20 protein-coding genes and 1 pseudogene are annotated in these 20618 nt (G+C 72.0%); 12 read left to right on the forward strand and 9 right to left on the reverse strand.

Annotated elements, in window-relative coordinates; all coding sequences use genetic code 11:
• Nucleotides 1-45: 45 nt before the first annotated feature.
• On the forward strand, nucleotides 46-474 hold the full coding sequence (locus ACH4F2_RS12615) for a hypothetical protein (protein ID WP_398132703.1): 429 nt from the start codon (nucleotides 46-48) through the stop codon (nucleotides 472-474).
• Between the two features lie 414 nt (nucleotides 475-888).
• Nucleotides 889-2529, forward strand: coding sequence for a phosphoglucomutase (alpha-D-glucose-1,6-bisphosphate-dependent) (pgm, locus tag ACH4F2_RS12620; RefSeq protein WP_398132704.1), 1641 nt, complete (start codon nucleotides 889-891; stop codon nucleotides 2527-2529).
• A gap of 39 nt (nucleotides 2530-2568) precedes the next feature.
• On the opposite strand, the gene ACH4F2_RS12625 is transcribed toward pgm, so the two are convergent.
• Complete coding sequence (locus tag ACH4F2_RS12625) at nucleotides 2569-3774, reverse strand: cytochrome P450 (protein ID WP_398132859.1); 1206 nt, start codon at nucleotides 3772-3774, stop codon at nucleotides 2569-2571.
• Nucleotides 3775-3903: 129 nt separating this feature from the next.
• Entirely contained in the window at nucleotides 3904-4872 is a 969-nt protein-coding gene (locus ACH4F2_RS12630) for a LysR family transcriptional regulator (protein WP_398132705.1), read from the reverse strand.
• Nucleotides 4873-4979: 107 nt separating this feature from the next.
• On the opposite strand from ACH4F2_RS12630, the gene ACH4F2_RS12635 reads away from it, so the two are divergent.
• A complete protein-coding gene (locus ACH4F2_RS12635) occupies nucleotides 4980-5717 on the forward strand; it encodes an SAM-dependent methyltransferase (RefSeq protein WP_398132706.1) in 738 nt (245 codons plus the stop codon).
• A 132-nt stretch (nucleotides 5718-5849) separates the two neighbouring features.
• Nucleotides 5850-6320: an ATP-binding protein gene (locus ACH4F2_RS12640; protein ID WP_398132707.1), complete on the forward strand. Its 471-nt coding sequence runs from the start codon at nucleotides 5850-5852 to the stop codon at nucleotides 6318-6320.
• 77 nt (nucleotides 6321-6397) lie between these two features.
• Here ACH4F2_RS12640 and ACH4F2_RS12645 read toward each other — a convergent pair whose 3' ends face one another.
• Nucleotides 6398-6949 (reverse strand): GNAT family N-acetyltransferase, encoded by a 552-nt coding sequence (locus ACH4F2_RS12645; protein WP_398132708.1) that lies wholly within the window; start codon nucleotides 6947-6949, stop codon nucleotides 6398-6400.
• Nucleotides 6950-7018: 69 nt separating this feature from the next.
• Nucleotides 7019-7744, reverse strand: a complete 726-nt coding sequence (locus tag ACH4F2_RS12650; RefSeq protein ID WP_398132709.1) for a hypothetical protein — start codon at nucleotides 7742-7744, stop codon at nucleotides 7019-7021.
• Between the two features lie 102 nt (nucleotides 7745-7846).
• On the opposite strand from ACH4F2_RS12650, the gene ACH4F2_RS12655 reads away from it, so the two are divergent.
• The 4 genes from ACH4F2_RS12655 (at nucleotide 7847) to ACH4F2_RS12670 (ending at nucleotide 13177) form a co-directional block, all read left to right on the forward strand.
• On the forward strand, nucleotides 7847-9742 hold the full coding sequence (locus ACH4F2_RS12655) for a SpoIIE family protein phosphatase (RefSeq protein ID WP_398132710.1): 1896 nt from the start codon (nucleotides 7847-7849) through the stop codon (nucleotides 9740-9742).
• Nucleotides 9743-10231: 489 nt separating this feature from the next.
• Nucleotides 10232-10999 carry a hypothetical protein gene (locus ACH4F2_RS12660; RefSeq protein ID WP_398132711.1) on the forward strand — a complete coding sequence of 256 codons (768 nt, stop codon included), beginning with the start codon at nucleotides 10232-10234 and terminating at the stop codon, nucleotides 10997-10999.
• Nucleotides 11000-11105: 106 nt separating this feature from the next.
• Nucleotides 11106-11837, forward strand: a complete 732-nt coding sequence (locus ACH4F2_RS12665) for a class F sortase (protein ID WP_398132712.1) — start codon at nucleotides 11106-11108, stop codon at nucleotides 11835-11837.
• A 182-nt stretch (nucleotides 11838-12019) separates the two neighbouring features.
• Nucleotides 12020-13177: a SchA/CurD-like domain-containing protein gene (locus ACH4F2_RS12670; RefSeq protein WP_398132713.1), complete on the forward strand. Its 1158-nt coding sequence runs from the start codon at nucleotides 12020-12022 to the stop codon at nucleotides 13175-13177.
• 88 nt (nucleotides 13178-13265) lie between these two features.
• Here the strand turns inward: ACH4F2_RS12670 and ACH4F2_RS12675 are convergent, their stop codons facing one another.
• Together ACH4F2_RS12675 and ACH4F2_RS12680 are read right to left on the reverse strand one after the other, a co-directional pair.
• Nucleotides 13266-14294, reverse strand: coding sequence for a methyltransferase (locus ACH4F2_RS12675; protein WP_398132714.1), 1029 nt, complete (start codon nucleotides 14292-14294; stop codon nucleotides 13266-13268).
• A gap of 59 nt (nucleotides 14295-14353) precedes the next feature.
• Nucleotides 14354-15424, reverse strand: a complete 1071-nt coding sequence (locus ACH4F2_RS12680; RefSeq protein WP_398132715.1) for a nitrous oxide reductase family maturation protein NosD — start codon at nucleotides 15422-15424, stop codon at nucleotides 14354-14356.
• Nucleotides 15425-15566: 142 nt separating this feature from the next.
• Here ACH4F2_RS12680 and ACH4F2_RS12685 point away from each other — a divergent pair, with 142 nt between their 5' ends.
• The 4 genes and pseudogenes from ACH4F2_RS12685 to ACH4F2_RS12700 all read left to right on the forward strand — a co-directional run bounded on the left by ACH4F2_RS12685 (nucleotide 15567) and on the right by ACH4F2_RS12700 (nucleotide 17862).
• A complete protein-coding gene (locus ACH4F2_RS12685; protein WP_398132716.1) occupies nucleotides 15567-16364 on the forward strand; it encodes a restriction endonuclease in 798 nt (265 codons plus the stop codon).
• 77 nt (nucleotides 16365-16441) lie between these two features.
• Nucleotides 16442-16978: an isochorismatase family cysteine hydrolase gene (locus ACH4F2_RS12690; protein WP_398132717.1), complete on the forward strand. Its 537-nt coding sequence runs from the start codon at nucleotides 16442-16444 to the stop codon at nucleotides 16976-16978.
• 40 nt (nucleotides 16979-17018) lie between these two features.
• Nucleotides 17019-17315, forward strand: a pseudogene (locus ACH4F2_RS12695) (MFS transporter); the annotation flags it as partial.
• Nucleotides 17316-17499: 184 nt separating this feature from the next.
• A complete protein-coding gene (locus ACH4F2_RS12700) occupies nucleotides 17500-17862 on the forward strand; it encodes a transglycosylase family protein (RefSeq protein WP_398132718.1) in 363 nt (120 codons plus the stop codon).
• 61 nt (nucleotides 17863-17923) lie between these two features.
• Here the strand turns inward: ACH4F2_RS12700 and ACH4F2_RS12705 are convergent, their stop codons facing one another.
• From ACH4F2_RS12705 to ACH4F2_RS12715, 3 genes are all read right to left on the reverse strand, one after another.
• Nucleotides 17924-18889 carry a YihY/virulence factor BrkB family protein gene (locus ACH4F2_RS12705; protein WP_398132719.1) on the reverse strand — a complete coding sequence of 322 codons (966 nt, stop codon included), beginning with the start codon at nucleotides 18887-18889 and terminating at the stop codon, nucleotides 17924-17926.
• 293 nt (nucleotides 18890-19182) lie between these two features.
• Nucleotides 19183-19590 (reverse strand): hypothetical protein, encoded by a 408-nt coding sequence (locus ACH4F2_RS12710; RefSeq protein WP_398132720.1) that lies wholly within the window; start codon nucleotides 19588-19590, stop codon nucleotides 19183-19185.
• A 148-nt stretch (nucleotides 19591-19738) separates the two neighbouring features.
• Nucleotides 19739-20575, reverse strand: a complete 837-nt coding sequence (locus ACH4F2_RS12715) for an ABC transporter ATP-binding protein (protein WP_398132721.1) — start codon at nucleotides 20573-20575, stop codon at nucleotides 19739-19741.
• Nucleotides 20576-20618: the final 43 nt, after the last annotated feature.

Genomic DNA, 20618 nt, shown 5'->3' on the forward strand with positions numbered 1-20618 from the left:
CCGCCGCACGTGTTTGCCGTCCGTGCGAGAGGCAAGGCGGTGTCCATGAGCGATCCGAACAAGGACACGAACCAGAAGCCCAACACCACACGGACCGCCGGGTCCAAGGCCCGCGACGCCGCGGACAAGGCGACCGCCCCCGCCTCGCGGGCCGGACAGGCCGCCGCGGGCAAGGCCGGTGACGCGGCGTCAGCGGCCAAGGCCGGTGCCCAGCGTTCGGCTCAGGCCGCGAACGGCGCCGTGCAGACGGCGGCCAAGGGCGTCGAAGCGGGCCGCCAGGCGGTCATCACGACCTCGGGGCAAGTCGCGTCCACGGCGAAGACGGCGTGGACGGTCATCGCCCACCGCAAGCTCGTCGCCGCGGGCGTGGGAGCCGGCATCACCGCCCTGAGCGCCGCCTCGTACGCGGTGGGCCGCCGCGCGGGACGCCACACGCACGGTCCACTCACCCGCCTCACCGGCGGCCGGATCTGACGCCTCGGGCCCGTGCCCCGGACCGGACGGCCGCGGCACGGTGCCCGGCTCGTCGACGGCCTCGAAACCTCGCCGGGCCGAACGCGAACACACCGCTGCCCCAGGGCGTGCGGCGCACCCGGGGCGCCGGGTACGACGGTGACGTCCAGCCAGGCGCCGGCGGGGGGCACGGCGAAGAGCACGGGCACTCCCCTCGACGCGCGGGACACGCTCGTCGGCCGGACCGGGCGGGCACGGGCCCGTCCTCGTCACCGCTCGCCCGGCCGGTGCGCGGGCGAGGCGTCGGCAGCCGCAGCAGCGCCACATCCGTCATCACGTGACCTCACCATCGGCCCGGACGTCCGGCACCGCTCCCCGGACAGGGGAAGATGGGACCGCGAGCAAAGTCCCGACCGATGCGGAGGAGTGGGCGCAATGCAGCATGACCGAGCCGGGAAGCCGGCCGGCCCCGAGGACCTGATCGACGTCGCCCGGCTGGTGACGGCGTACTACGCCCTGCACCCGGACCCGGCCGAGCCCGGACAGCGCGTGGCCTTCGGCACGTCCGGGCACCGTGGATCGTCCCTGGCGGCGGCGTTCAACGAGGACCACATCGCCGCCACCAGCCAGGCCATCTGCGAGTACCGCGCCGCCCAGGGCACCGACGGTCCGCTCTTCCTGGGCGCCGACACGCACGCCCTGTCCGAGCCCGCGAGGATCACGGCGCTGGAGGTGTTCGCCGCCAACGACGTGACCGTCCTCATCGACACCGCGGACGGTTACACCCCCACCCCGGCGGTCTCGCACGCCATCCTCACCCACAACCGCGGCCGCGCCTCGGGCCTCGCCGACGGTGTGGTCGTCACCCCCTCGCACAACCCGCCCGCCGACGGCGGCTTCAAGTACAACCCACCGAACGGCGGCCCCGCGGGCTCGGACGCGACTTCCTGGATCCAGGACCGGGCCAACGAGATCATCGCGGCCGGACTGAAGGACGTACGGCGCGTCCCCTACGCCCGGGCGCTCGCCGCGCCCGGCACCGGCCGTTACGACTTCCTCGGCGCCTACGTCTCGGACCTGCCGAGCGTCCTGGACCTCGACGCGATCCGGTCGGCGGGCGTACGGATCGGCGCCGACCCGCTGGGCGGCGCCTCCGTCGCGTACTGGGGCCGCATCGCCGAGCAGCACCGCCTCGACCTGACCGTCGTCAACCCGCTCACCGACCCCACCTGGCGGTTCATGACGCTGGACTGGGACGGCAAGATCCGCATGGACTGCTCGTCCCCGCACGCCATGGCGTCGCTCATCGAACAGCGCGACCGCTTCACCATCGCCACCGGCAACGACGCGGACGCCGACCGGCACGGCATCGTCACCCCGGACGCCGGGCTGATGAACCCCAACCACTACCTCGCCACCGCCATCGCCTATCTCTACGCACACCGCGCCGAGTGGCCCGCCGACGCGGGCGTCGGCAAGACGCTGGTGTCCTCCGGCATGATCGACCGGGTCGCCGCAGACCTCGGCCGGCGGCTGGTCGAAGTACCCGTGGGCTTCAAGTGGTTCGTGGACGGGCTGGTCGGCGGCACGCTCGGCTTCGGCGGCGAGGAGTCCGCCGGGGCGTCGTTCCTGCGCCGGGACGGTTCGGTGTGGACCACGGACAAGGACGGCATCATCCTGGCGCTGCTCGCCTCCGAGATCACCGCCGTCACCGGCGAGACGCCCTCCGAGCAGTACGCCGCCCTCACCGCGCGCTTCGGCGAACCCGCCTACGCCCGTATCGACGCCCCGGCGAGCCGAGAGGAGAAGGCCCGCCTGGCCAAGCTGTCCCCGGCCCAGGTCACCGCCGACACCCTCGCCGGGGAGCCGGTGACCGCCGTGCTCACCGAGGCACCGGGCAACGGCGCGTCCATCGGCGGCATCAAGGTGACCACCGAGAACGCCTGGTTCGCGGCCCGCCCCTCCGGTACCGAGGACGTCTACAAGATCTACGGTGAGTCGTTCCTCGGGGCGGACCACCTCCGGCAGGTGCAGGACGAGGCCAAGCTCGTCGTCCTCGGCGCGCTGGGCGGCTGACGCCGTACCGAACCCCCTCCGTACCGGGCCCCGGGCCGGTCAGCGACGACCGGCCCGGGGGAGTGCCACGGTCAGCCCGCGGATCTCGTACCCGCCGATCGCCTCCTGGAAGGCGACGCGCGGATCCCCGCTCATCCGGACACCGTCGAGGGCGAACAGACGGCTGAGGAAGACATCGGTCTCCAGGAGGGCGATGTGTGCCCCGGGACAGCGGTGCGGTCCGTCGCCGAAGGAGAGCCCCGCACCGACCTCCGCGGCGCGGTCGGGCCGGACCAGCAGCGGGTTGTCGCCCACGGCCTCCCGGTCCGCGTTGGCGTCGTCCAGGAAGAGTTCCACGTACTCGCCGGGGCAGACGGTCACCGGCCCGTCGGGAGAGGACAGTTCGACGGTCTCGGTGGCACGCCGCCGCAACCGCCCGATCACCGGCTCCAGCCGCAGCAGCTCCCGCAGGACGGCGAGGCGCCCGGTCTCGTCCGCCAAGCGGTAGCGGTCGAGCAGTTCGGCGTCCGTGAACAGGTGCCAGGCGGCCAGGCAGATGAACTCGCGCGTGGTGACCATGCCGGCCGCGGCGAACGTCAGGCACTCACCGAGGATCTCCGCGTTGGAACAGCCCTCCGCGATCAGGTGGGAGATCAGGTCGTCGTGCTCGCGGCGACGGTGCGCGCGGATGGCGGGCCGGACATCGGCCAGGTGGATGCGGAGCCAGTTGATGTTCTGCCGCACCATCCAGTGGACGCCCCGCACACTGGTCAGGCCGGGCTCGCCGAACTCCTCGGGGAAGAAGCGCTCCAGCCTGCGGCGGATGCCGGGCCGGCCGTACCGCAGCCCGACGACCTCGCTCACCACGCCGATGGCCAGTTCGAAGGCGAGATCGGAGAGCTGGGCCTCGCCCGCTGCGCACAGAATCCCCAACTGCTCGTCCGCGATACGGACCATCAGGTCGCGGTAGTGCTCGTCCACCCGGCGGGGAGTGAAGAAGCGCGCGGTCTGCCGACGGTGCTCCCGGTGTTCGGGGCCGTCCCGGTAGAGCACGGGCCGGCGGACTCGGGGCGGGAGCTTCTCCACCGTCTCGATGCCGAGACCGGCCTGCACGGTGCCGGGGCCGCGCAGCAGTGCCCGCGCGAGCGCGTAATCGTGCACCTGCCACGTCCCGTCCGCCGCGCGGCCGACCGGGCACACCGGCCGGGCCCGCCCCCGGTCGGCCTTGCGCGCGGAGTCCTCCGCGTCATGTCCGCCCTGCACCAGTGGGCCCCCCGGGTTCGGTGCCGGGCGGCCCGTGCGACCGCGCGGCCTTGACGACGTGGTACTCAGGATCGGCTACGGACCGGTCCCTGACCACCCCCCAAAAACCGCCGGGTCGGGCGTGCGGGGACGTCACGCCCGGGTGCGGCCGTCCCGCGGGTGGGTGCGCAGGGCCCACGGCGGCGTCCAGACCGCCGTGTCGAGGAGGCGGGGCGGCCGGGAGGCCAGGCAGGCGCGCAGCGCGGTCAGCGCGGGGTGCGGATTGTCGGCGTGCCAGAGCAGGGAGTGCGGGTAGACGGGCGTCGGGTCGCGCAGGGGGATGCGCCGCAGATCGTGGCCGGCGGGCCAGACGAGAGGGGTCCGCTCGCTGAGGAAGGTCGCGACCGTCGAGGACTCGGCGATCGTGTCCAGGAGTCCCTCGACGCCGAAGTTCGGGCCGATCGCGTCGATGGTGAGCCCGAACGCGGCGGCAAGGTCGTCGTAGTAGGCCGACCACTCGGTGCCGGGGAGGTTGCCGGGCATCCAGATGCGGTGACCGGCGAGCTGGGCGGGGGCCACCGCCCGGGCCGTCGCGAACTCGTGGGCGGGCCCGGTGAACAGCTGGAGCGGCTCGTCGAGGACGGGCGTGGCCTCGATGCCGTCGGGGAGTTCCCGCCCCGGCACGGTGACGCAGCGGAATGACGCGTCGATCTCCCCGGACCGGATGGCGTTCGCGGCCGCGATCGCGTCCGCGTCGAAGAGGATGACGACATCGAGGTCGATGTCCGGGCGGGTGCGGTGGAAGTCGCGCAGCAGACCGGCCGTGGCCAGCCGTCTGCCGATCACGTCGACCCGCAGGGGGCGGCGGCCGGGCCGTACGGAGGCGGCGGCCCGGTCCTCGGCGTCGAGCAGCGCACGCGCGTGCGGGAGGAACGCCTGCCCGTCGACGGTGAGCCGGGCACCGCGCGCGGTGCGCGTGAACAACGGCACCCCGAGATCCTTCTCCAGCGCGGCGACGCGCTTGGAGACGGCCTGCTGGGTGACGGCCAGTTCGGCGGCGGCGACCCGGAACTGACCGGCCTCCGCGACGGTGACGAAGGTGCGTACGGCGAGGAGATCCACGGCGGCCATCCTAAGGAAACCCCCGCGTGGGTCGTGCCGGGTGCCGTGCTGGGCGGGCTCAGCGGAAACCAGGTGCGTCGGCCGGGCCGTCGTGTGAGGATCCGCCGGTGGACCGACAACTGATCTCCCGACTCGCCCATGCCGATCACCCGATCGCCGCCCCGCTCGACGACGACTCGGTGCGCCGGCTCCTGGCCCAGGGTGTCCCACGCGGCGACGCGCGCGTTCTCGACCTCGGCTGCGGCGGTGGGGAGTGGCTCCTGCGCGCCCTCGCCGCACATCCGCGGCTGACCGCCGAGGGCGTCGACGTCTCCGAGCCCGCGCTCGCCCACGCCCGGGAGGCGGCGAACCGGCTCGGCGTGCCCGACCGCCTCGTCCTCCACCACCAGGACGCCGCGCGGTTCACCTCCCCGCACCGCTTCGACCTGGTCCTGTGCGTCGGTTCCACCCACGCCTTCGGCGGCCTGCCCGCCGCCCTCGCCGCCGCCCGCGAGCACCTGGCACCCGGGGGACGCGTCCTGGTCGGTGATGGCTTCTGGGAAGGCGAACCGTCCGCCGAGGCCGTCGAGATGCTCGGTGAACTCACCGACCTGCCGGCCACGCTGGACCGGGTCGTCGCGGACGGCTGGACCCCCGTCGGCGGGCACGTCAGCACCCGCCGGGAGCTCGACGACTACGAATGGTCCTGGACCGGGTCACTGGCCTCGTGGGCCCTCGACCATCCCACCGACCCCGACAGTGCCCAGGCACTCGACGCGGCCACCACCCACCGCGAGGGATGGCTGCGGGTCTACCGGGACGCGTTCGGCTTCCTCTGCCTCGTCCTGCGCCCGACGAGCCAGTGAGCGGTGAGACCAGCGAGTGCTCGTGACCGGACGGCCGTCCTTGTGATCGGGCGGCCGGTCTCTGGTGTTTCCCGGATTTCGGGGGTAGACGGGCTGGCGTAGCGGTCAAGGCTCAGGAAGAGGGCGGATCGGATGGACAGGGCTGCCCAGAACGGGGGCCGGCCGAGAAGCGAGCCGGTCAGGGTTTCGGCGGAGTACGAGGGCATGCCCGGCGACATCGCCCGGGGCCGTGAGCTGGCCCGGGGGTTTCTGGCACGGGTGCGGGCGGTGCAGGGCCTCGCGGTGTCCGACCGCGCGACGGACCTCGTGCAACTGGTGGTCAGCGAACTGCTGACGAACGCCTGCAAATACGCGCCAGGACCCTCGTTGATCGATCTGGAGCTGGCCGACGACCGGGTGGAGGTCACGGTGTGGGACAGCGACCCGGTGCTGCCGGTGGCCGAGACGGCGGACCCGGGCCGGATCGGCCGGCACGGGCTGGAGATAGTCATGGCCGTCTGCCAGAGCTTCGAGGTGCGCCGGGAGCCGGTCGGCAAACGCATGCGGGCCGCGGTGCGGCTCGCCGACGACAGGAACGGCACGGCCGTCGGCCAACCGTCCTGAACCCGGCGACGACAGCACCGCCCGGCGAAACGACGACACCACCGCCGTACGGGACGGCCGGCCGCCGTCCGCCGCACCTACCGTTCGGCGGGCTGTCGGTGCCCGGCCCGGAGCCGGTGGACCACACAGCGGCGCAGTGGGCCCTCGGGCACGCCCGGGTCGTCGAAGTCGTCGGCCGGGTCGTGGGTCATGCCGATGCGGCGCATCACCGCCCGCGAGCGCAGATTGGTGGCCGTCGTCACCGCGAGGACCTCCGCCAGCCCGATCTCCTCGAAGGCATGGGACACCACGGCCCGTGCGGCCTCGGTGGCATAGCCGTGTCCCCACGCCGGACGGGCCAGACGCCACCCGGCCTCCACCCCGGTGAACGGCATGCCGTCCTCCACGGGGTCGAGGCCGGTGAACCCGATGAACTCGCCGGTGGCGACGACCTCCACCGCCCACCATCCCCAGCCCCGACGCACCAGGTCGGCCTGGAAGAGGGCCGCGGACGCCTCGCTCTGCTCCCGGGTGAGCACCCCGGGGAAATACTCACGGACCACCGGGTCGGCGTTCATGGCCGCCCACGGGGCGAGGTCACAAGCACGCCACTGGCGGAGGACGAGACGATCCGTTCTGAGTTCGGACATCACGCCAAGCTACGGTGAGCGAGCCGGCGGTGCATCCGGATAAGCGGAGCGACCGACTGCCTCACCGGCTCACCGCAGCGCGTCCTGCGCGTCGATCACCTCGGCCGCCTCCGGCGGCCGGATGTCCAGCGGCTCGTCGAAGCCGGCGAAGGACGTGGTCGTGTCGTACTCGGCACCCTTGTAGACCGCTTTGAGCAGATACGGCTTGCCCTCTGTGGCGACGTAGAAGGTGTACGTCCCGTCCGCGTCCTCCTTGTCGGTCACGGTCAGCTCGACGGCATCCCGGTCGCCGACGCGGGTGTTCTTCCCCTGCTCCGCCGTACCGAACGATTCGAAGGGACGCGTGCAGGAGGAGAGCCCGTCACCCGGCTGTGCCGCGTCGGCGGGCGTCCTGATCCACAGCCGCTGCTCACTGGTGACGCTGCCGGGCTTCCGCTTCTCCAGATAGGCGCGGTCGGGACGGACGTAGTCGGTCTCGCCCATCCGGATCTGGTCGAGGGTGCCGCCCTGGGAGAACGTGGTCGTGGCGGTGCACCGGCTGTCGAGGTCGGTCACGAGCCGGACGGTGACCGTTCCGCCCTTCGCCGTGGTGCTGGTGGAGTCGACCCGCACGGACTTCAGTCCCCGCATCACGGCGTTGGCGTCCTCCAGCAGGTCGTCGGCGGACTCGTTGCCGCCGGAGCCGCCGCTGCCGCACCCGGCCACCAGGACCCCGGCCAGCAGACAGGTCAGCACGGTCGACGCCGTGGTCGTGGTCTTCGTCCGCACGCAGCCCTCCAGGTACAAGATCAGCACCGGGAGCCTACCCGACCTCCCCCCTTCGGCCCTCCGGAGCGGTTCGTCCCGGCCGACTGAGGGAACCTGGCGGATGGACGGTATCGGAAGGCTGTGAGGGTCGTGACGTCACGCTGGGCGGACCACCGGGTGGGCGACGAGCCAGGAGCCGAAGGAGCGGACGTGGCCCCGGCACCCGACTTCGCCCGCGCCGTCCTGCACGCTCTCGGCGCCGGCGTCCTCACCCTCGACCCGTCCGCGCGCATCACCTCGGTGAACCCCTGGGCCGAGCACCTGCTGGGGCGGCCGGCGCGGGACATGATCGGACACGACGCGCACGACCTCCTGCACCGGCACGCCGACGGCAGCCCCGTGCCCCGCGAGCGCTGCGCGCTGCGCAACCCGCTGCACGGAGCGTCCTCCGAGGAGGGCAGTGAGGAGTACTTCCAGCGGGCGGACGGCACCACGGTACCGATCATCTGGGCGACCACCCCGCTGGTCAGGGAAGGCCGGCCGGAAGGGCTGGTGCTCGTCTTCCACGACTTCAGCCTGCACCGCAGCGCCACCGAGGAGACTGAGGCGCGCACCACCGCCCTGGAGGACCTCACCGCCCAGCTGCATCTGGTGGCCGAGATCTCCACGGTACTGATCCCCACCGAACGCACCTCCGCCACCATCCGCCGTCTCGTACGGCTGCTGGTGCCGGAACTGGGCCAGTGGGCCGCGGTCGACGTCTACCCGGGGCACTCGGACATCCTGGAGCGGGTCGCCGTCCGCAGCAGCACGTACCCGCACCGGGCGGGACGGCTGAGAGGGCGGGGGACCCCGCTGCCGGACCCGGCCCGCGCCGCACTGGCCCGGCTGATCAACAGTGACCGCCCCGTCGTGCTGAGCGCCGAGGACGCGCTCGACGACCCGCGAAACCCCCTCGCCGCCACGCACCGGGTGCTGTTCGAACGGCTCGGCGGACACTCGGCCGTGGTCGTCCCGCTCCGTACCCGGCAACGCTCGTACGGGATGCTGACCGTGGCACGTGAGGGGGACCACCCCGCCCACACCGAGGGCGAGGTCGCCCTGCTGGCCGACATCGGCCGCCGCGTCGGACTGCTCCTGGACAACGCCCGGCTCTACCACGAGCAGCAGAACGTCGCCGAGACCATGCAGCGCCAGCTGCTGACCCCCCTCCCACAGGTCGACCACGTCCGCATGGCCGCCCGGTACTGGCCCGCCGAGAGCGCCATGGAGGTCGGCGGCGACTGGTACGACGCGTTCCTGCTCGCCGACGGCGTCATGGCCCTGGTCATCGGGGACGTGGTGGGACACGACCTCCAGGCCGCCGCCCACATGGCCGAGGTCCGCAACATGCTGCGCGCCCTGGCCTGGGACCATCAGGAGCCGCCCAGTGTGATCATGCGGCGCCTCGACGAGGCCGTGACCAACACCAGCGACGCCCCCATGGCCACACTCGTCTTTGCCCGCGTCGAAGGCCCGGAAGGCGGCCCCTGGCAGTTCCACTGGGTCAATGCCGGTCACCCGCCGCCCCTGCTGATCACACGGGAGGGCGAGACCCGCTTCCTGGAGGGCGGACACGGCCCGCTCATCGGCATGAGCGCCACCCTGCGCCTCGGTCTGGACTGGCCCGACGCGAGCGAGGAGCTCCCGCCGGAGAGCATCCTCCTGCTCTACACCGACGGCCTGGTGGAGAGCCGCGACCGTCCGATCGACCTGGGCATGGCCAAGCTCCGCCACCACGCCGGCGTCCTGGCCCGCCGGCTGGAGGGGCGGAGCATCGACGAGTACTGCGACGAGCTGCTCGACCGCCTCACGCCCCGCGGCGACGACGTCGCCCTGCTCGCCCTGCGCCTGCCCGCCGCCGGCGTCGGCGCCCCGGGGGACACCGCACCGCCTCCGCCGCCCCAGTCCGCGCACAGCGAGGCCACCCCCGACCGGGCCGCGCCCGGCTCCCGCCGCCAGCAGCCCGAGGTGGCGGACCCGACACACGCCGACCCGGAGGAGTAGGGGAACGAGGACGCCTTCTGGTACAGGCTATGGCGCGGACCATCCAGGCCGGCGTCAGGATCCGGCGATCACCCGACCCCAGCGGGGCCGCCACGTCCGCCACCTCGGGCAGTGCTTCCGTCCGGGCCGTCAGGTCGCGGGCCGCAGCTTCGGCGGCGCGCTCGTCCGGGGCACCCGAACGGGCGGATACCAGTACCTGTCCTTGACTTCACACCCGGAAGCCTTGCCGGGCGGAGCAGTTGACCGACAGAGGTGTCCGGTCGAACCTGCCGTCACTGATCGGTGGACCCGGGTAGGGGGGAAGGCCTCCGTACCCCGTTTCGTACACCCCACTCGTCCGCACGCTGGCCCTGGAACGGGCGGGCGTTCACCCGGCTGAGCGCCTCGAGTGGCGCGATGCGGAGGGCTGACTGACGGTAATTCACGTCAGGTCCGGGTCACCTCAGCTGACGAAGCGCCAGCTGCCCGGTCGTGACGGAAGGAACACAGATGCGCTCAGCTCGCATGGCCCTGACCACGGCGGCGGCCTCGGCCGTCCTCGTCCTCGGTGCTCCCGGCGCCTACGCGGCGGTCTGGGGTGACGGGGACCACGACGACGCTTCGTACAGCAAGGAGCATGACAACGGAGGCAAGTACGAGAAGCCGAGCGGTGGCATGCACACGGGTGGCGGTGCGCTGACCGCTGTGGGCAAGGGTGACTGGGAGGGTGGCTCGAAGGAGGGCGAAGAGAGCCACAAGCAGGACGAGGGCAACTACGGCGAGGGCAAGCAGGACGAGGGCAAGCACGAGGAAGGCAAGCAGGACGAGGGCAACTACGGCGAGGGCAAGCAGGACGAAGGCAAGCACGAGGAAGGCAAGCAGGACGAGGGCAAGCACGAGGAAGGCAAGCAGGACGAAGGCAAGCACGACGAGGGCAAGCAGGACGAGGGTGAGAAGTCGTGGGGCGGCGGTGAGTACGAGAAGCCGCGTGGTGGCATGCACACGGGTGGCGGTGCGCTGACCGCTGTGGACAAGGGTGACTGGGAGGGTGGCTCGAAGGAGGGCGAAGAGAGCCACAAGCAGGACGAGGGCAAGCACGACGAGGGTGAGAAGTCGTGGGGCGGCGGTGAGCACGAGAAGCCGCGTGGTGGCATGCACACCGGCGGCGGCGGGCTGGACGCGCCGACCACGACCGCGGGCGGCCTGGCCGTCCTGGGCGTCGCCGCGACCGGCCTGTACGCCGTCCGCCGCAGGAAGTCGGCTCACGGGGTGGCGTGAGCCATGCCGGGCGCGATAGCAGTCGGGCCGCCACCGAGGCACCGTGCGGCGGCCCGGCTCGCTCCTTCCCACCCTGTCCGCCTGTGCCTCAGTGAGGTGGTCCCCCATGCCAGTCCCGCCTGTCCCGCCGGCGCCGGCCCCCCCTTCTTCCCCTGCCGGTGACGAGCCGGAGCAGACCGGGTCCCGCTCGGGCATGACGCTGCTGTGCGCCATGGCCCTCCTGATCCTGGCGATGAGCCTGATCGGCGGCAACGACACGACGGCCGACTCCATGCGTCCCCCGCTCGCCGCGCAGCCCAGCGCGTCGGCCCCCTCCGCGGCCGCCGGCCGGGCGGGGGCGGCCACGGACACGGCCACGGACGCAGACACCGTCACCGACACGTACCTGCCGCGCTCGAAGCCGGTGCGCCTGCTCATCCCGCAGGCCTTCGTCAACGCCCCCTTCACCGACCTCGCCATCGGCGCGAACGGGCAGCTCCAGGCCCCGCCGTCCGACGACACCAACCTCGTCGGCTGGTACGCCAAGGGCGCCTCCCCCGGAGAGAAGGGCACCTCGATCATCGCCGGGCACGTGGACACGAAAACGTCGGTGGCCGTCTTCGCGTACCTCGGCCGGCTGGACGAGGGAGACGTCTTCCACGTCGAGAGGGCCGACGGACGCAGGGCGTCCTTCGTGGTCGACGGCCTGGAGACGTTCGACAAGGACGACTTCCCCAGCGAGCGCGTGTACGGCGACGCGGACCGGTCCGAGGTACGGCTCATCACCTGCGCGGGCGACTACGACCGCAAGGCCAGGGACTACACCCAGAACCTGGTGGTCTTCGCACACCTCGCCTGAGTTCCGCACGGCCGAGTTCCGCACGGCCGAGTTCCGTACGCCGTCCCGGGTACCGCCCGATCACTCGTGTAGTGCACACGAGTCGCGCGCCCGCGGGGCCGGGCACAGGATCGAGGGACGCTGGCGTCGCATCACCGCGGCCGACGTTCAGTTCCGCCCCCAGCGAAGGAGATGTGCGAAGGATGACCATGACGTCCACCACTGCTTCGAAACCGGTGACGCGACAGGTGTCGCACCATGTCTCCCAGTCCGTGTTCGACGGCTCCAGACTCCGGGTCGTCCTGCTGGTGGACGTCCACGACGGAGCCCAGCAGCAGTTCATCGAGACGTACGAGGAACTGCGCAGCCACGTCGAGTCCGTCCCCGGGCACCTCGGCGAGCAGTTGTGCCAGTCCATCGAGAACCCCTCGCAGTGGCTGATCACCAGTGAGTGGGAGAGCGCCCCGCCGTTCCTGGACTGGGTGAGCAGCGAGGAGCACGTGCGGATGGTGAAGCCGCTGCACAGATGCGTCCGGGACACCAGGTCACTCCGCTTCCACGTGGTCCGCGAGACCAGCCACCCGGCCGCGGGTGCCGGGACCGCCCGGGGCGGGCTCCAGGCGTCGCCGCGCCTCGGTGACGGCGTGATCCGGCACGCCCTCACCTTCACCGTGAAACCGGGCAGCGAGGAGGCGGTCGCCGGGATCCTCGCCGACTACGCCGCGCCCGAACTGCGGGTCGACGACACCACGCGGCTGTGCCGTACCTCCCTGTTCCTGCACGGCAACCGGGTGGTGCGGGCCATCGAGGTGCGCGGGGACCTGCTCGCGGCCCTGCGGCACGTGGCCGCACAGCCCGAGGTACGGGCCGTCGAGGAGGCCCTCAACCCGTATCTGGAGCAGGACCGCGACCTCGGCGACCCGGAGTCCGCCCGGGTGTTCTACACACGGGCGGCACTGCCCGCCGTCCACCATGTGACCGCGGGTCAGGACGATCCGGCGGCGCGGCGGTACGCGTTGTCGTACCCGGCCCGGCCGGGCTGCGGCATGCGGCTGGCCCGGCTGCTCGCCGAGCGCGACGAGGCGGCGGCGGACGACCCGGACAGCGTGGTCCTGCGCAGCACGATCTTCCAGCGCGACGACGTGGTGGTGCGGCTGGTCGACGTACGAGGCGGCCTGGACGCCGCCGGCCCGGCGGTGTCCCTCGGCCTTCCGGACCCCGGCCAGGTGGCCGGGCTGACGACGCTCCTGGACGGCCCGGCCGCTACGGACGCCGCCGCGCCGGCGGGCGACGACCTCGCCCGCGCTCTCGAGGGCGCCCGTATGGAGCTCGTCACCGACCGTCGCTCGCCCGGTGCCTGATCCGCCGCCCCCCGGCGTGCACATGTCGGCCGCCGGACCGCGCACGTAGCGGTCCGGCGGCCGACATGTGCCGCGCCTCCCGGTCAGCTCACCGGGGCACGGTGCAGTCGAACGCGTGCAGGTAGGGGTTGACGGGACGGATGTCGTCGATGACGAGGCCCGCGTCGGTCAGCCGGCCGATCATGCTGTCGGTGGTGTGCTTCGCGCCGCCGACGTTGAGGAGCAGCAGCAGGTCCATGGCGGTGCTGAACCGCATCGAGGGTGTGTCGTCGACGAGGTTCTCGATGACCACGACCCGCGCCCCGGGCCCGCCCGCCGCCATGACGCCCCGCAGCGCGCGGGCGGTGCTGTCGTCGTCCCACTCCAGGATGTTTTTGATGATGTACACATCGGCCTGGACGGGGACGGCCACCCGGCAGTCGCCGGGCACGACGTGTACCCGGTCGGCGAGCGATCCGCCCTCGCGCAGCCGCGGGTCGGCGTTCTCCACGACGCGCGGCAGATCGAGCAGGGTGCCGCGCAGCGCGGGGTACTTCTCCAGCAGGCTCGCCACCACGTGCCCCTGGCCGCCGCCGATGTCCGCGACCGAGGTGGCGTCCGACAGGTCGAGGAGGGCCGCGACGTCCTGGGCCGACTGGCGGCTGGACGTCGTCATGGCACGGTTGAAGACCTCGGCCGACTCGGGTGCGTCCTCGTTGAGATAGGTGAAGAACTCCTTGCCGTACAGGCCCTCGACGACGTTGCGGCCGGTACGCACCGCCTCGTCCAGCTGAGGCCACGCGTCCCAGGTCCACGGCTCGGTGCACCACAGCGTGATGTGGCGCAGGCTGTGCGGGTCGTCCTCGCGCAGCAGCAGCGACATGTCGGTGTGCGTGAACCTCCCGTCCCTGCCCTCGGCGAAGACGCCGTAGCAGGTCAGGGCGCGCAGTAGCCGGCGCAGCGGTCCTGGCTCGGTCTTCACCGAGGCCGCGAGATCCTCCACGGCCATGGGGGTGTCACCGAGCGCGTCGGCGACCCCGAGCCGGACGGCCGCGCGGAGGGCGGCGGCACATGCCGCCCCGAACACGAGCTCCCTCAGCCGCATGGGCGGGGGTGGGGCAGTCTGTGCGGTCGTCATGTGCCGCTTTCCTTCCTGCTTCGGTCCGCTCGGGCCCACCGGTGGCTACGGCCGGCCGGTCAGCACAGTCCCGCGGGCTTGGAGGACCCGCAGGTGTTGCCCGCGAAGGTGTTGCCCTTGGCGATGTCGCCGGTCTCGGTGTTGACGAGGTCGGCGGGGGAGTTGCCGCGCAGCCTGTTGCCGTTGATGTCGTTCTTCTCGCTGGTGACGCCCACGAAGCTCTTGAACAGGACGATGCCGCCCGACATCGGGGACTTGCCGGAGTTGCCCTCGACCGTGTTGTCCGCGACCAGGACCTGCTCGGTGCCGGTCAGGACGATGCCGGAGCCCTGGAGCGCGTCCAGCCGGTCGGTCTTCGGGCAGGACTTGTTGTTGCGCACGACGTAGTTGTCGCGTACGACCAGGTCGCCGGCCCTGGGCTTGTTCTCGTCGCCGACGACGAACACGCCCGCGCAGTTGCCGCCGACGTAGTTGTCCGCGACGGCGAGGTTGCGCAGACGGCGGACGGTGACACCGATCCGGTTGCCCTCGAGCCGGTTGTGTGCGACGAGGGTGCCCTCGCTGTCCGCGGCGCCTTCCTCGGCCGTGACGGTGTTGGCGAGGAAGATGCCCGCGTCACCGTTGTCGCGCGCGATGTTGTCCCGGAACGTGCCGTGGATCGACTGCTCCTGGGCGATGCCCCAGACGCCGTTCTTCACCGCCGTCACGTTCCGCACGGTGAGTCCGTCGGTGGCCGCGGAGAACAGGCCGGTGCGCTTGAAGCCGGTCACCGTCAGGTCGGCGACGGTGACGCCCTTGACGTTCTTGTCCTTCGTGCCGACGACGCAGATGCCGTTGCCGCCCTCGGCACAGGTGTTGTCCGCGGCCTTCTGCGTGCTCGGCTTGACGATCGTGCCGTGGCCCACGCCTCGCAGGGTGAGCCCGTGGGTGCTCACCCTGACGCTCTCGTGGTAGGTGCCGGGGGTGACGAGAACGGTGTCGCCCGGCTCGGCGGCGTCCACCGCCTTCTGGATGGATTCGCCGGGGTGGACCACGTGGGTCGTGTGGTCGGCGGATGCCGGAGCCGCGCCGAGCCCCGTTCCGATCATCGCTGCGGTGCACACCAGGTACACAACATGGCATTTCTTCATATTCCTCACGTTATGCCTGGAAGATTTACGCAAGGGATGGATGAGCCATCCGACGGCGTGTCATGAACGGACGGTGAACCGGCGGTTCTTGGGCAGACGGCGTACGTGATCAACATGTCGGCCGCAGGGAGGAACGACCATCGTGACCGTGTCCGCACGCCGCACCCGCCCGAGACGCTCCGGGCGCCGCTTCGACCTCCGGGCGACGGCCATGTACTTCGGCCTCGCCGCCGTCGGTCTGGTCGTCGCGGGGTGGGTCGTGCGGATGGCGTTCGACGTCGCGGAGCGGCGCCCCGCCTGGGCCGTCGTACTGGTGCTCGGGGCGGTGGTGGCAGGTGTCGTCTGCCGGCGCGGGCGCTCGGGATTCTCCGCGAGGAGACTGGCGCGCCGCACCACCGGAGCGCTGGAGGAAGCCACGGCGACGGCTTTGGACGTGCTGGAGGAGCAGCGGACGGCCGCGCCGACGGACGAGGCGCACGGTTTCGATGAGCCCGCCACGGCCGCGGTCGTCGACCACGAGGCGCTGAGCCCCGACGAGTTCGAGCAGGTGATAGCCGATCTCTGCGTACGGGACGGCTGCGCCGAGGTGGAGGTCGTGGGCGGAGCGGGCGACCTCGGCGCGGATGTGGTGGCGCTGGCCCCGGACGGCCGGCGCGTCGTCATCCAGTGCAAGCGCTACGGCGACGACCACAAGGTCGGCTCCCAGGACCTGCAGCGCTTCGGCGGTACCTGTTTCACCGTCCACGAGGCAGACGTCGCGGTCCTCGTCACCAGCAGCGACTTCACCGCACCGGCAGTCGAGTACGCCGAGCAGTGCGGAATAGTCTGCGTGAACGAGGGGCGGCTGCGCGACTGGAACGAGGGCCTGGGACCGGCGCCCTGGGCGCTGAGTCCCCTCGCCGGGGAAGAGACGGAACCCTCCGAGCGGGCCCGCGGGTGACCTCCCCGAGGACTCCTCGCCCCGCCGTCCGCCGGCAAAGTGTGGTTTTACCGCCGCCCAGTGGCAACCTGGGCTGCATGGGCAAGACCGCGCTGATCGTCATCGACATGATCAACACCTACGATCACGAGGACGCCGACTCGCTGATTCCCGTCGTGGAATCCGTGCTTCCGGCGCAGACCGGCCTGCTGGAGCGGGCGCGGCGGCAGGGCGTCCCCGTCATCTACGTCAACGACAACTTCGGTGAATGGCGCTCGCACCACGGTGAGATCCTCGACAAGGCCCTCTCGGGACCGCACGCCCGACTCGTCGAGCCGCTGAAGCCCGACGAAGCCTCCCTCTTCGTGGTCAAGGCACGCCACTCGATCTTCTTCGAGACCCCGTTGACGTACCTGCTGCACCAGCAGGGGATCGACCGGCTCGTGCTGTGCGGGCAAGTGACCGAACAGTGCGTGCTCTACTCGGCGCTCGACGCCCACATCCGCCACCTGCAGGTCATCGTCCCGCGCGACGCGGTCGCACACATCCACGCCGACCTCGCGGATGCCGCGCTGCGCATGATGCAGCGGAACATGGGCGCCCGGTTGTGCGACAGCGGCGAATTGTGGACGTGAGACGATCCGCCGCGGTACGGCACGCCGGCGCGGGCACCCGGGCATCTCGGTTCTGCTGCCCAAGTTCACCGCCGGTCACTTCCCGACCGAGACCAGGGCGGCGTCCCTGGGCTTCACCTGCAACGTCGGAGCGCTGGGCAGCGCCGTCGCGCCGGTGCTCGGGGCCGGGCCGGCGTCGGCCATGTACCCGGGCCAGTCGCTCGCGGTGCTGACGTTCTCGCTGACCCTCGTGGTGCTCCTCCTGATCGGCTTCGACGTCCCGAACCGCGTCAACCGCCTCGTCGCCCCGGAGGCCGTACCGGACTGCCTCGCCGCCGAAAGCGGTGGCGGACGGCCCGGGCCGCGTACGGTCGGCGACGTGACGCGGGCAGTGGGTGACGATGAGCGCAACACCTCGCCGGCACAGGCCGGTTGGCTGCACCGGGCAGGCCTTTGCCGGGGGTGGTTCGGGTGCTCCGACCGGCGTAAGGACGGGGTCGTCGGCACGGCGGAGGGCCGCCACGTGGTGTATCAGTCTTTGTATGATCTGTAGACGAAATGCTCATACGGGCGACGTGCGCAGTTCGCAGGGTCGCAGGATCCGGACCGCCGTGGTGGTCCTGTTCGCCGCGACGGCACTGGGTACGACCACCGCGGCGGCATCGCCCTCGGTCCCCCTGCGCACCGACTGGGACGCCATCGCCGAGTGCGAATCCGGCGGCAACTGGAAGGCGAACACCGGCAACGGCTACTACGGGGGCCTGCAGTTCGCACGGTCGAGCTGGATCGCGGCGGGCGGCCTGGAGTACGCCCCGCGCGCGGACCTCGCCTCCCGCGTGGAGCAGATCGCCGTGGCCGAACGGCTGGCCCGGCTCCAGGGGATGTCGGCCTGGGGCTGCTCCTGACGTTCCCGCCGGCCGGGCCCGGGGCCGGCTCCGCCGGGCGACCCGTGGTCGCCGAGGACCGTCAGGCGCCCGGCCCGGGGTCCGGCCGCACGGGCGTACGGATGCCGGCCCGGGCCGCTTCCAACTGGGCGGCGAACGCGATGCCGAGGAAGAGTGCCACGGCCGTGAGGTTCGCCCACAGCAGCAGCGCGATGAACGCGGTGAGCGGACCGTAGACGTCACCGAAGGCGCCGCTGCGACCGACGTACAGCGCGAGGAGCCAGGTCGCCGAGACCCACAGCACGAGGTGGACCGCCGAACCGAAGGCCAGCCAGGTGTAGCCGGGCTGGTCGCGGCGGGGTGACCAGCGCAGGATCACCGCCGAGGCGACCCAGGCCAGCAGCAGCCCCGTCGGTACCTCCAGGACACCCCACCACCCGGTGACGCCGTCCCGGTCGCCGACGGAGCGGGCCACGGCGTCCCCGACGGCCTCGCCCGCGACGAGCACGAGGAACCCCGTCACCATGGGCAGACCGGCGGTGACCGCGAGCACCAGCGCCCTCGCGTACTTGCGGGGGAAGGGGCGGTCGCGCTCGATGCCGTAGATGCGGTTGGCGCCCCGCTCGATCTGGCCCATGGCCGAAGCGAGGTTCAGCACGGCGAACGCCAGGCCCAGCCACAGCGCCAGCGTGCTCCACGCGTCGCTGTCGGCGCTGCGCCGGGTGCCCTCGAACGCCTTCTGCACGACGTCGGCGCCGGCGCCCGGCACGATCCGGCCGAGAGTGAGCTCGATGACCCGGCCCACGCCCTCGGTCTGCACCGACGTGGCCAGACCGACGAGCGCGATGGTGAACGGGACCAGACCGATCACCACCTGGAAGGCGAGGGCCCGCGCGTTGGTGAAGCCGTCCGCGTAGCGGAACCGGGTGAAGGCGTCGGTCAGCAGCCGCAGGCCGCCGTACCGGCGCAGGGCGGTCAGGGCTTCGTCGCCGGAGAGCTCGTCTCCGAGCATGTCCCTTGTCTGCGGGACGTGGACGGCGGTTCCCATGGGGTGGCTGCTCCTCGGGTCGGGGCGGGCGGGTGAAGCAGGGTCCTCCACCCGTGCGCATGCCCCGTCAACGAGCCGGCAGCGCGGACGGGACGACCTCGCACCTCGCCGGCATCACCGTGTTGACCGGGGTGACCCGTGGGGGTGCACGTGCGCCCCGCCGCCGCGGGTCCCGTTTTCATCGGCCGGCGGCTGGGCAGGCCCCCGGCGGGGGAGCCGAGGGGCGGTCCCGGACGTTCGGTACGCCGATACGCCCGGGGCCGCCCTCGCGCGGCCTCCCTCCGCCACGCGGGCTACGCGTCGGCCCGGCCCTTGCCCCGGTCGGCGAGTTCTTGCAGGCGGGCCAGGTCGGCGGCGTGCTCGCTCACCCGCACACCGATGAGTCCGTAGGTGAGGAGCACCGCGCCCGCGACGGAGACGGGAATCGAGAGGCCGAGCAGAGCCAGCACCTCGGGCCAGTCCCGTTCGTCACCGCAGGGATCCTTGGACGGACCCTCGTTCGCCGTCCCGTCGTCGGTGAACAGGCGGGACTCGCACTCCACCGGGTGGGTCGAGTACTCGCGCTCGATCTCGTACGGGGTGGTGAGCAGTACGCCGCACCACACCCACAGCAGAGTCGCGACGGCCAGCAGGCCGAAGCCGAAGCTCTTTGTCCGGCGGCCGCGTTCACGGAACTGCATGTCGAATACTTGTGGATGCACGGGAGGTGAACCTAGCAGTCGTGGAGCGACGTGCCGGTCCCGCCGAGGGCGTGCTCCTCCAGGAAGGCCCCCGCACGGGGGGCGGCCTCCTCTTTCGCGACGTACCGCGAGTTCGAGCGTGAGTGATGGCCTTCGAGCAGAGGAGCCGCTAACCCCGCGTGCGGCGGCCCGAGTAGGCGGACCAGCGGCCGTCGCGCCTGGCCACCGTGATGTCACGGCCGAAGCAGGTGGTCAGCAGGGAGTCGGTCAGGACGTCGTTCACGGGTCCCTGGGACAGGGGCCGGCCCTCGCGCAGCAGCAGAGCGTGGCTGACGGCCGGGAACAGTTCCTCCAGGTGATGGGTGACCGTCACGGTGGCCAGCTGCGGGCGTCCCTCGGCCAGTTGGTGCATGGCCTCGACGAGATCCTCGCGGGACGGCAGGTCCAGGGCGTTGAACGGCTCGTCCAGGAGCAGCAGGGCAGGGTCCGCCATCAGCGCCCTGGCGAGGAGGACGCGGGCCCGCTGCCCGCCCGAGCAGACGCCGTAGGGCCGGTCGGTCAGCTCCTTGACGCCCAGTTCGGTCAGGAGTTCGTGGGCACGGAGCCGGACCTCGTCGTCGTACGTCCGCCACAGTGGCTGCACGGTGCCGCTGTGTCCGGTGAGTACGACCGCGTGGGCGGTGAGGTCCTGCGGCACCCGCTGGGCGGAGGTGACATGGCCGATGCGGGTACGGAGCTCGCGGACGTCGACCCGGCCGAGCCGGCTGCCGAGGACGTCGACGCTACCGGCCGTGGGGTGCATGAGCGCGCCGAGCAGCCGCAGCAGGGTGGTCTTCCCGGCGCCGTTGGCCCCCAGCAGGGCCCAGTGCTCTCCCGGCCGGACCGACCAGTCGATCCCGTCGAGGATCGACTGGTCCGTCGTGTGACGGCGGACGCTCACGTCCTGGAGCCGCAGTACGGCCACCTCGTCTTCGTTCACCAGGGGCTTGTCCGTCTGCCCGGCCATACCGGTGCTCCTTCGCGCGGGACGCCGATCGTTCTCGGTGAAC

This window comes from Streptomyces sp. NPDC017890 (assembly GCF_044328675.1).
In the GTDB taxonomy this organism is placed as follows: Bacteria; Actinomycetota; Actinomycetes; order Streptomycetales; family Streptomycetaceae; genus Streptomyces.

What these genes read in the sequence shown, in the direction of transcription:
- ACH4F2_RS12690 (WP_398132717.1), top strand. Translation starts at nt 16,442, where the DNA reads ATGGGCAAGACCGCGCTGATCGTCATCGACATGATCAACACCTACGAT.
- ACH4F2_RS12675 (WP_398132714.1), bottom strand. Translation starts at nt 14,294, where the DNA reads ATGACGACCGCACAGACTGCCCCACCCCCGCCCATGCGGCTGAGGGAG.
- pgm (WP_398132704.1), top strand. Translation starts at nt 889, where the DNA reads ATGCAGCATGACCGAGCCGGGAAGCCGGCCGGCCCCGAGGACCTGATC.
- ACH4F2_RS12640 (WP_398132707.1), top strand. Translation starts at nt 5,850, where the DNA reads ATGGACAGGGCTGCCCAGAACGGGGGCCGGCCGAGAAGCGAGCCGGTC.
- ACH4F2_RS12660 (WP_398132711.1), top strand. Translation starts at nt 10,232, where the DNA reads ATGCGCTCAGCTCGCATGGCCCTGACCACGGCGGCGGCCTCGGCCGTC.
- ACH4F2_RS12680 (WP_398132715.1), bottom strand. Translation starts at nt 15,424, where the DNA reads ATGAAGAAATGCCATGTTGTGTACCTGGTGTGCACCGCAGCGATGATC.
- ACH4F2_RS12665 (WP_398132712.1), top strand. Translation starts at nt 11,106, where the DNA reads ATGCCAGTCCCGCCTGTCCCGCCGGCGCCGGCCCCCCCTTCTTCCCCT.
- ACH4F2_RS12670 (WP_398132713.1), top strand. Translation starts at nt 12,020, where the DNA reads ATGACCATGACGTCCACCACTGCTTCGAAACCGGTGACGCGACAGGTG.
- ACH4F2_RS12645 (WP_398132708.1), bottom strand. Translation starts at nt 6,949, where the DNA reads ATGTCCGAACTCAGAACGGATCGTCTCGTCCTCCGCCAGTGGCGTGCT.
- ACH4F2_RS12700 (WP_398132718.1), top strand. Translation starts at nt 17,500, where the DNA reads ATGATCTGTAGACGAAATGCTCATACGGGCGACGTGCGCAGTTCGCAG.
- ACH4F2_RS12615 (WP_398132703.1), top strand. Translation starts at nt 46, where the DNA reads ATGAGCGATCCGAACAAGGACACGAACCAGAAGCCCAACACCACACGG.
- ACH4F2_RS12705 (WP_398132719.1), bottom strand. Translation starts at nt 18,889, where the DNA reads ATGGGAACCGCCGTCCACGTCCCGCAGACAAGGGACATGCTCGGAGAC.
- ACH4F2_RS12715 (WP_398132721.1), bottom strand. Translation starts at nt 20,575, where the DNA reads ATGGCCGGGCAGACGGACAAGCCCCTGGTGAACGAAGACGAGGTGGCC.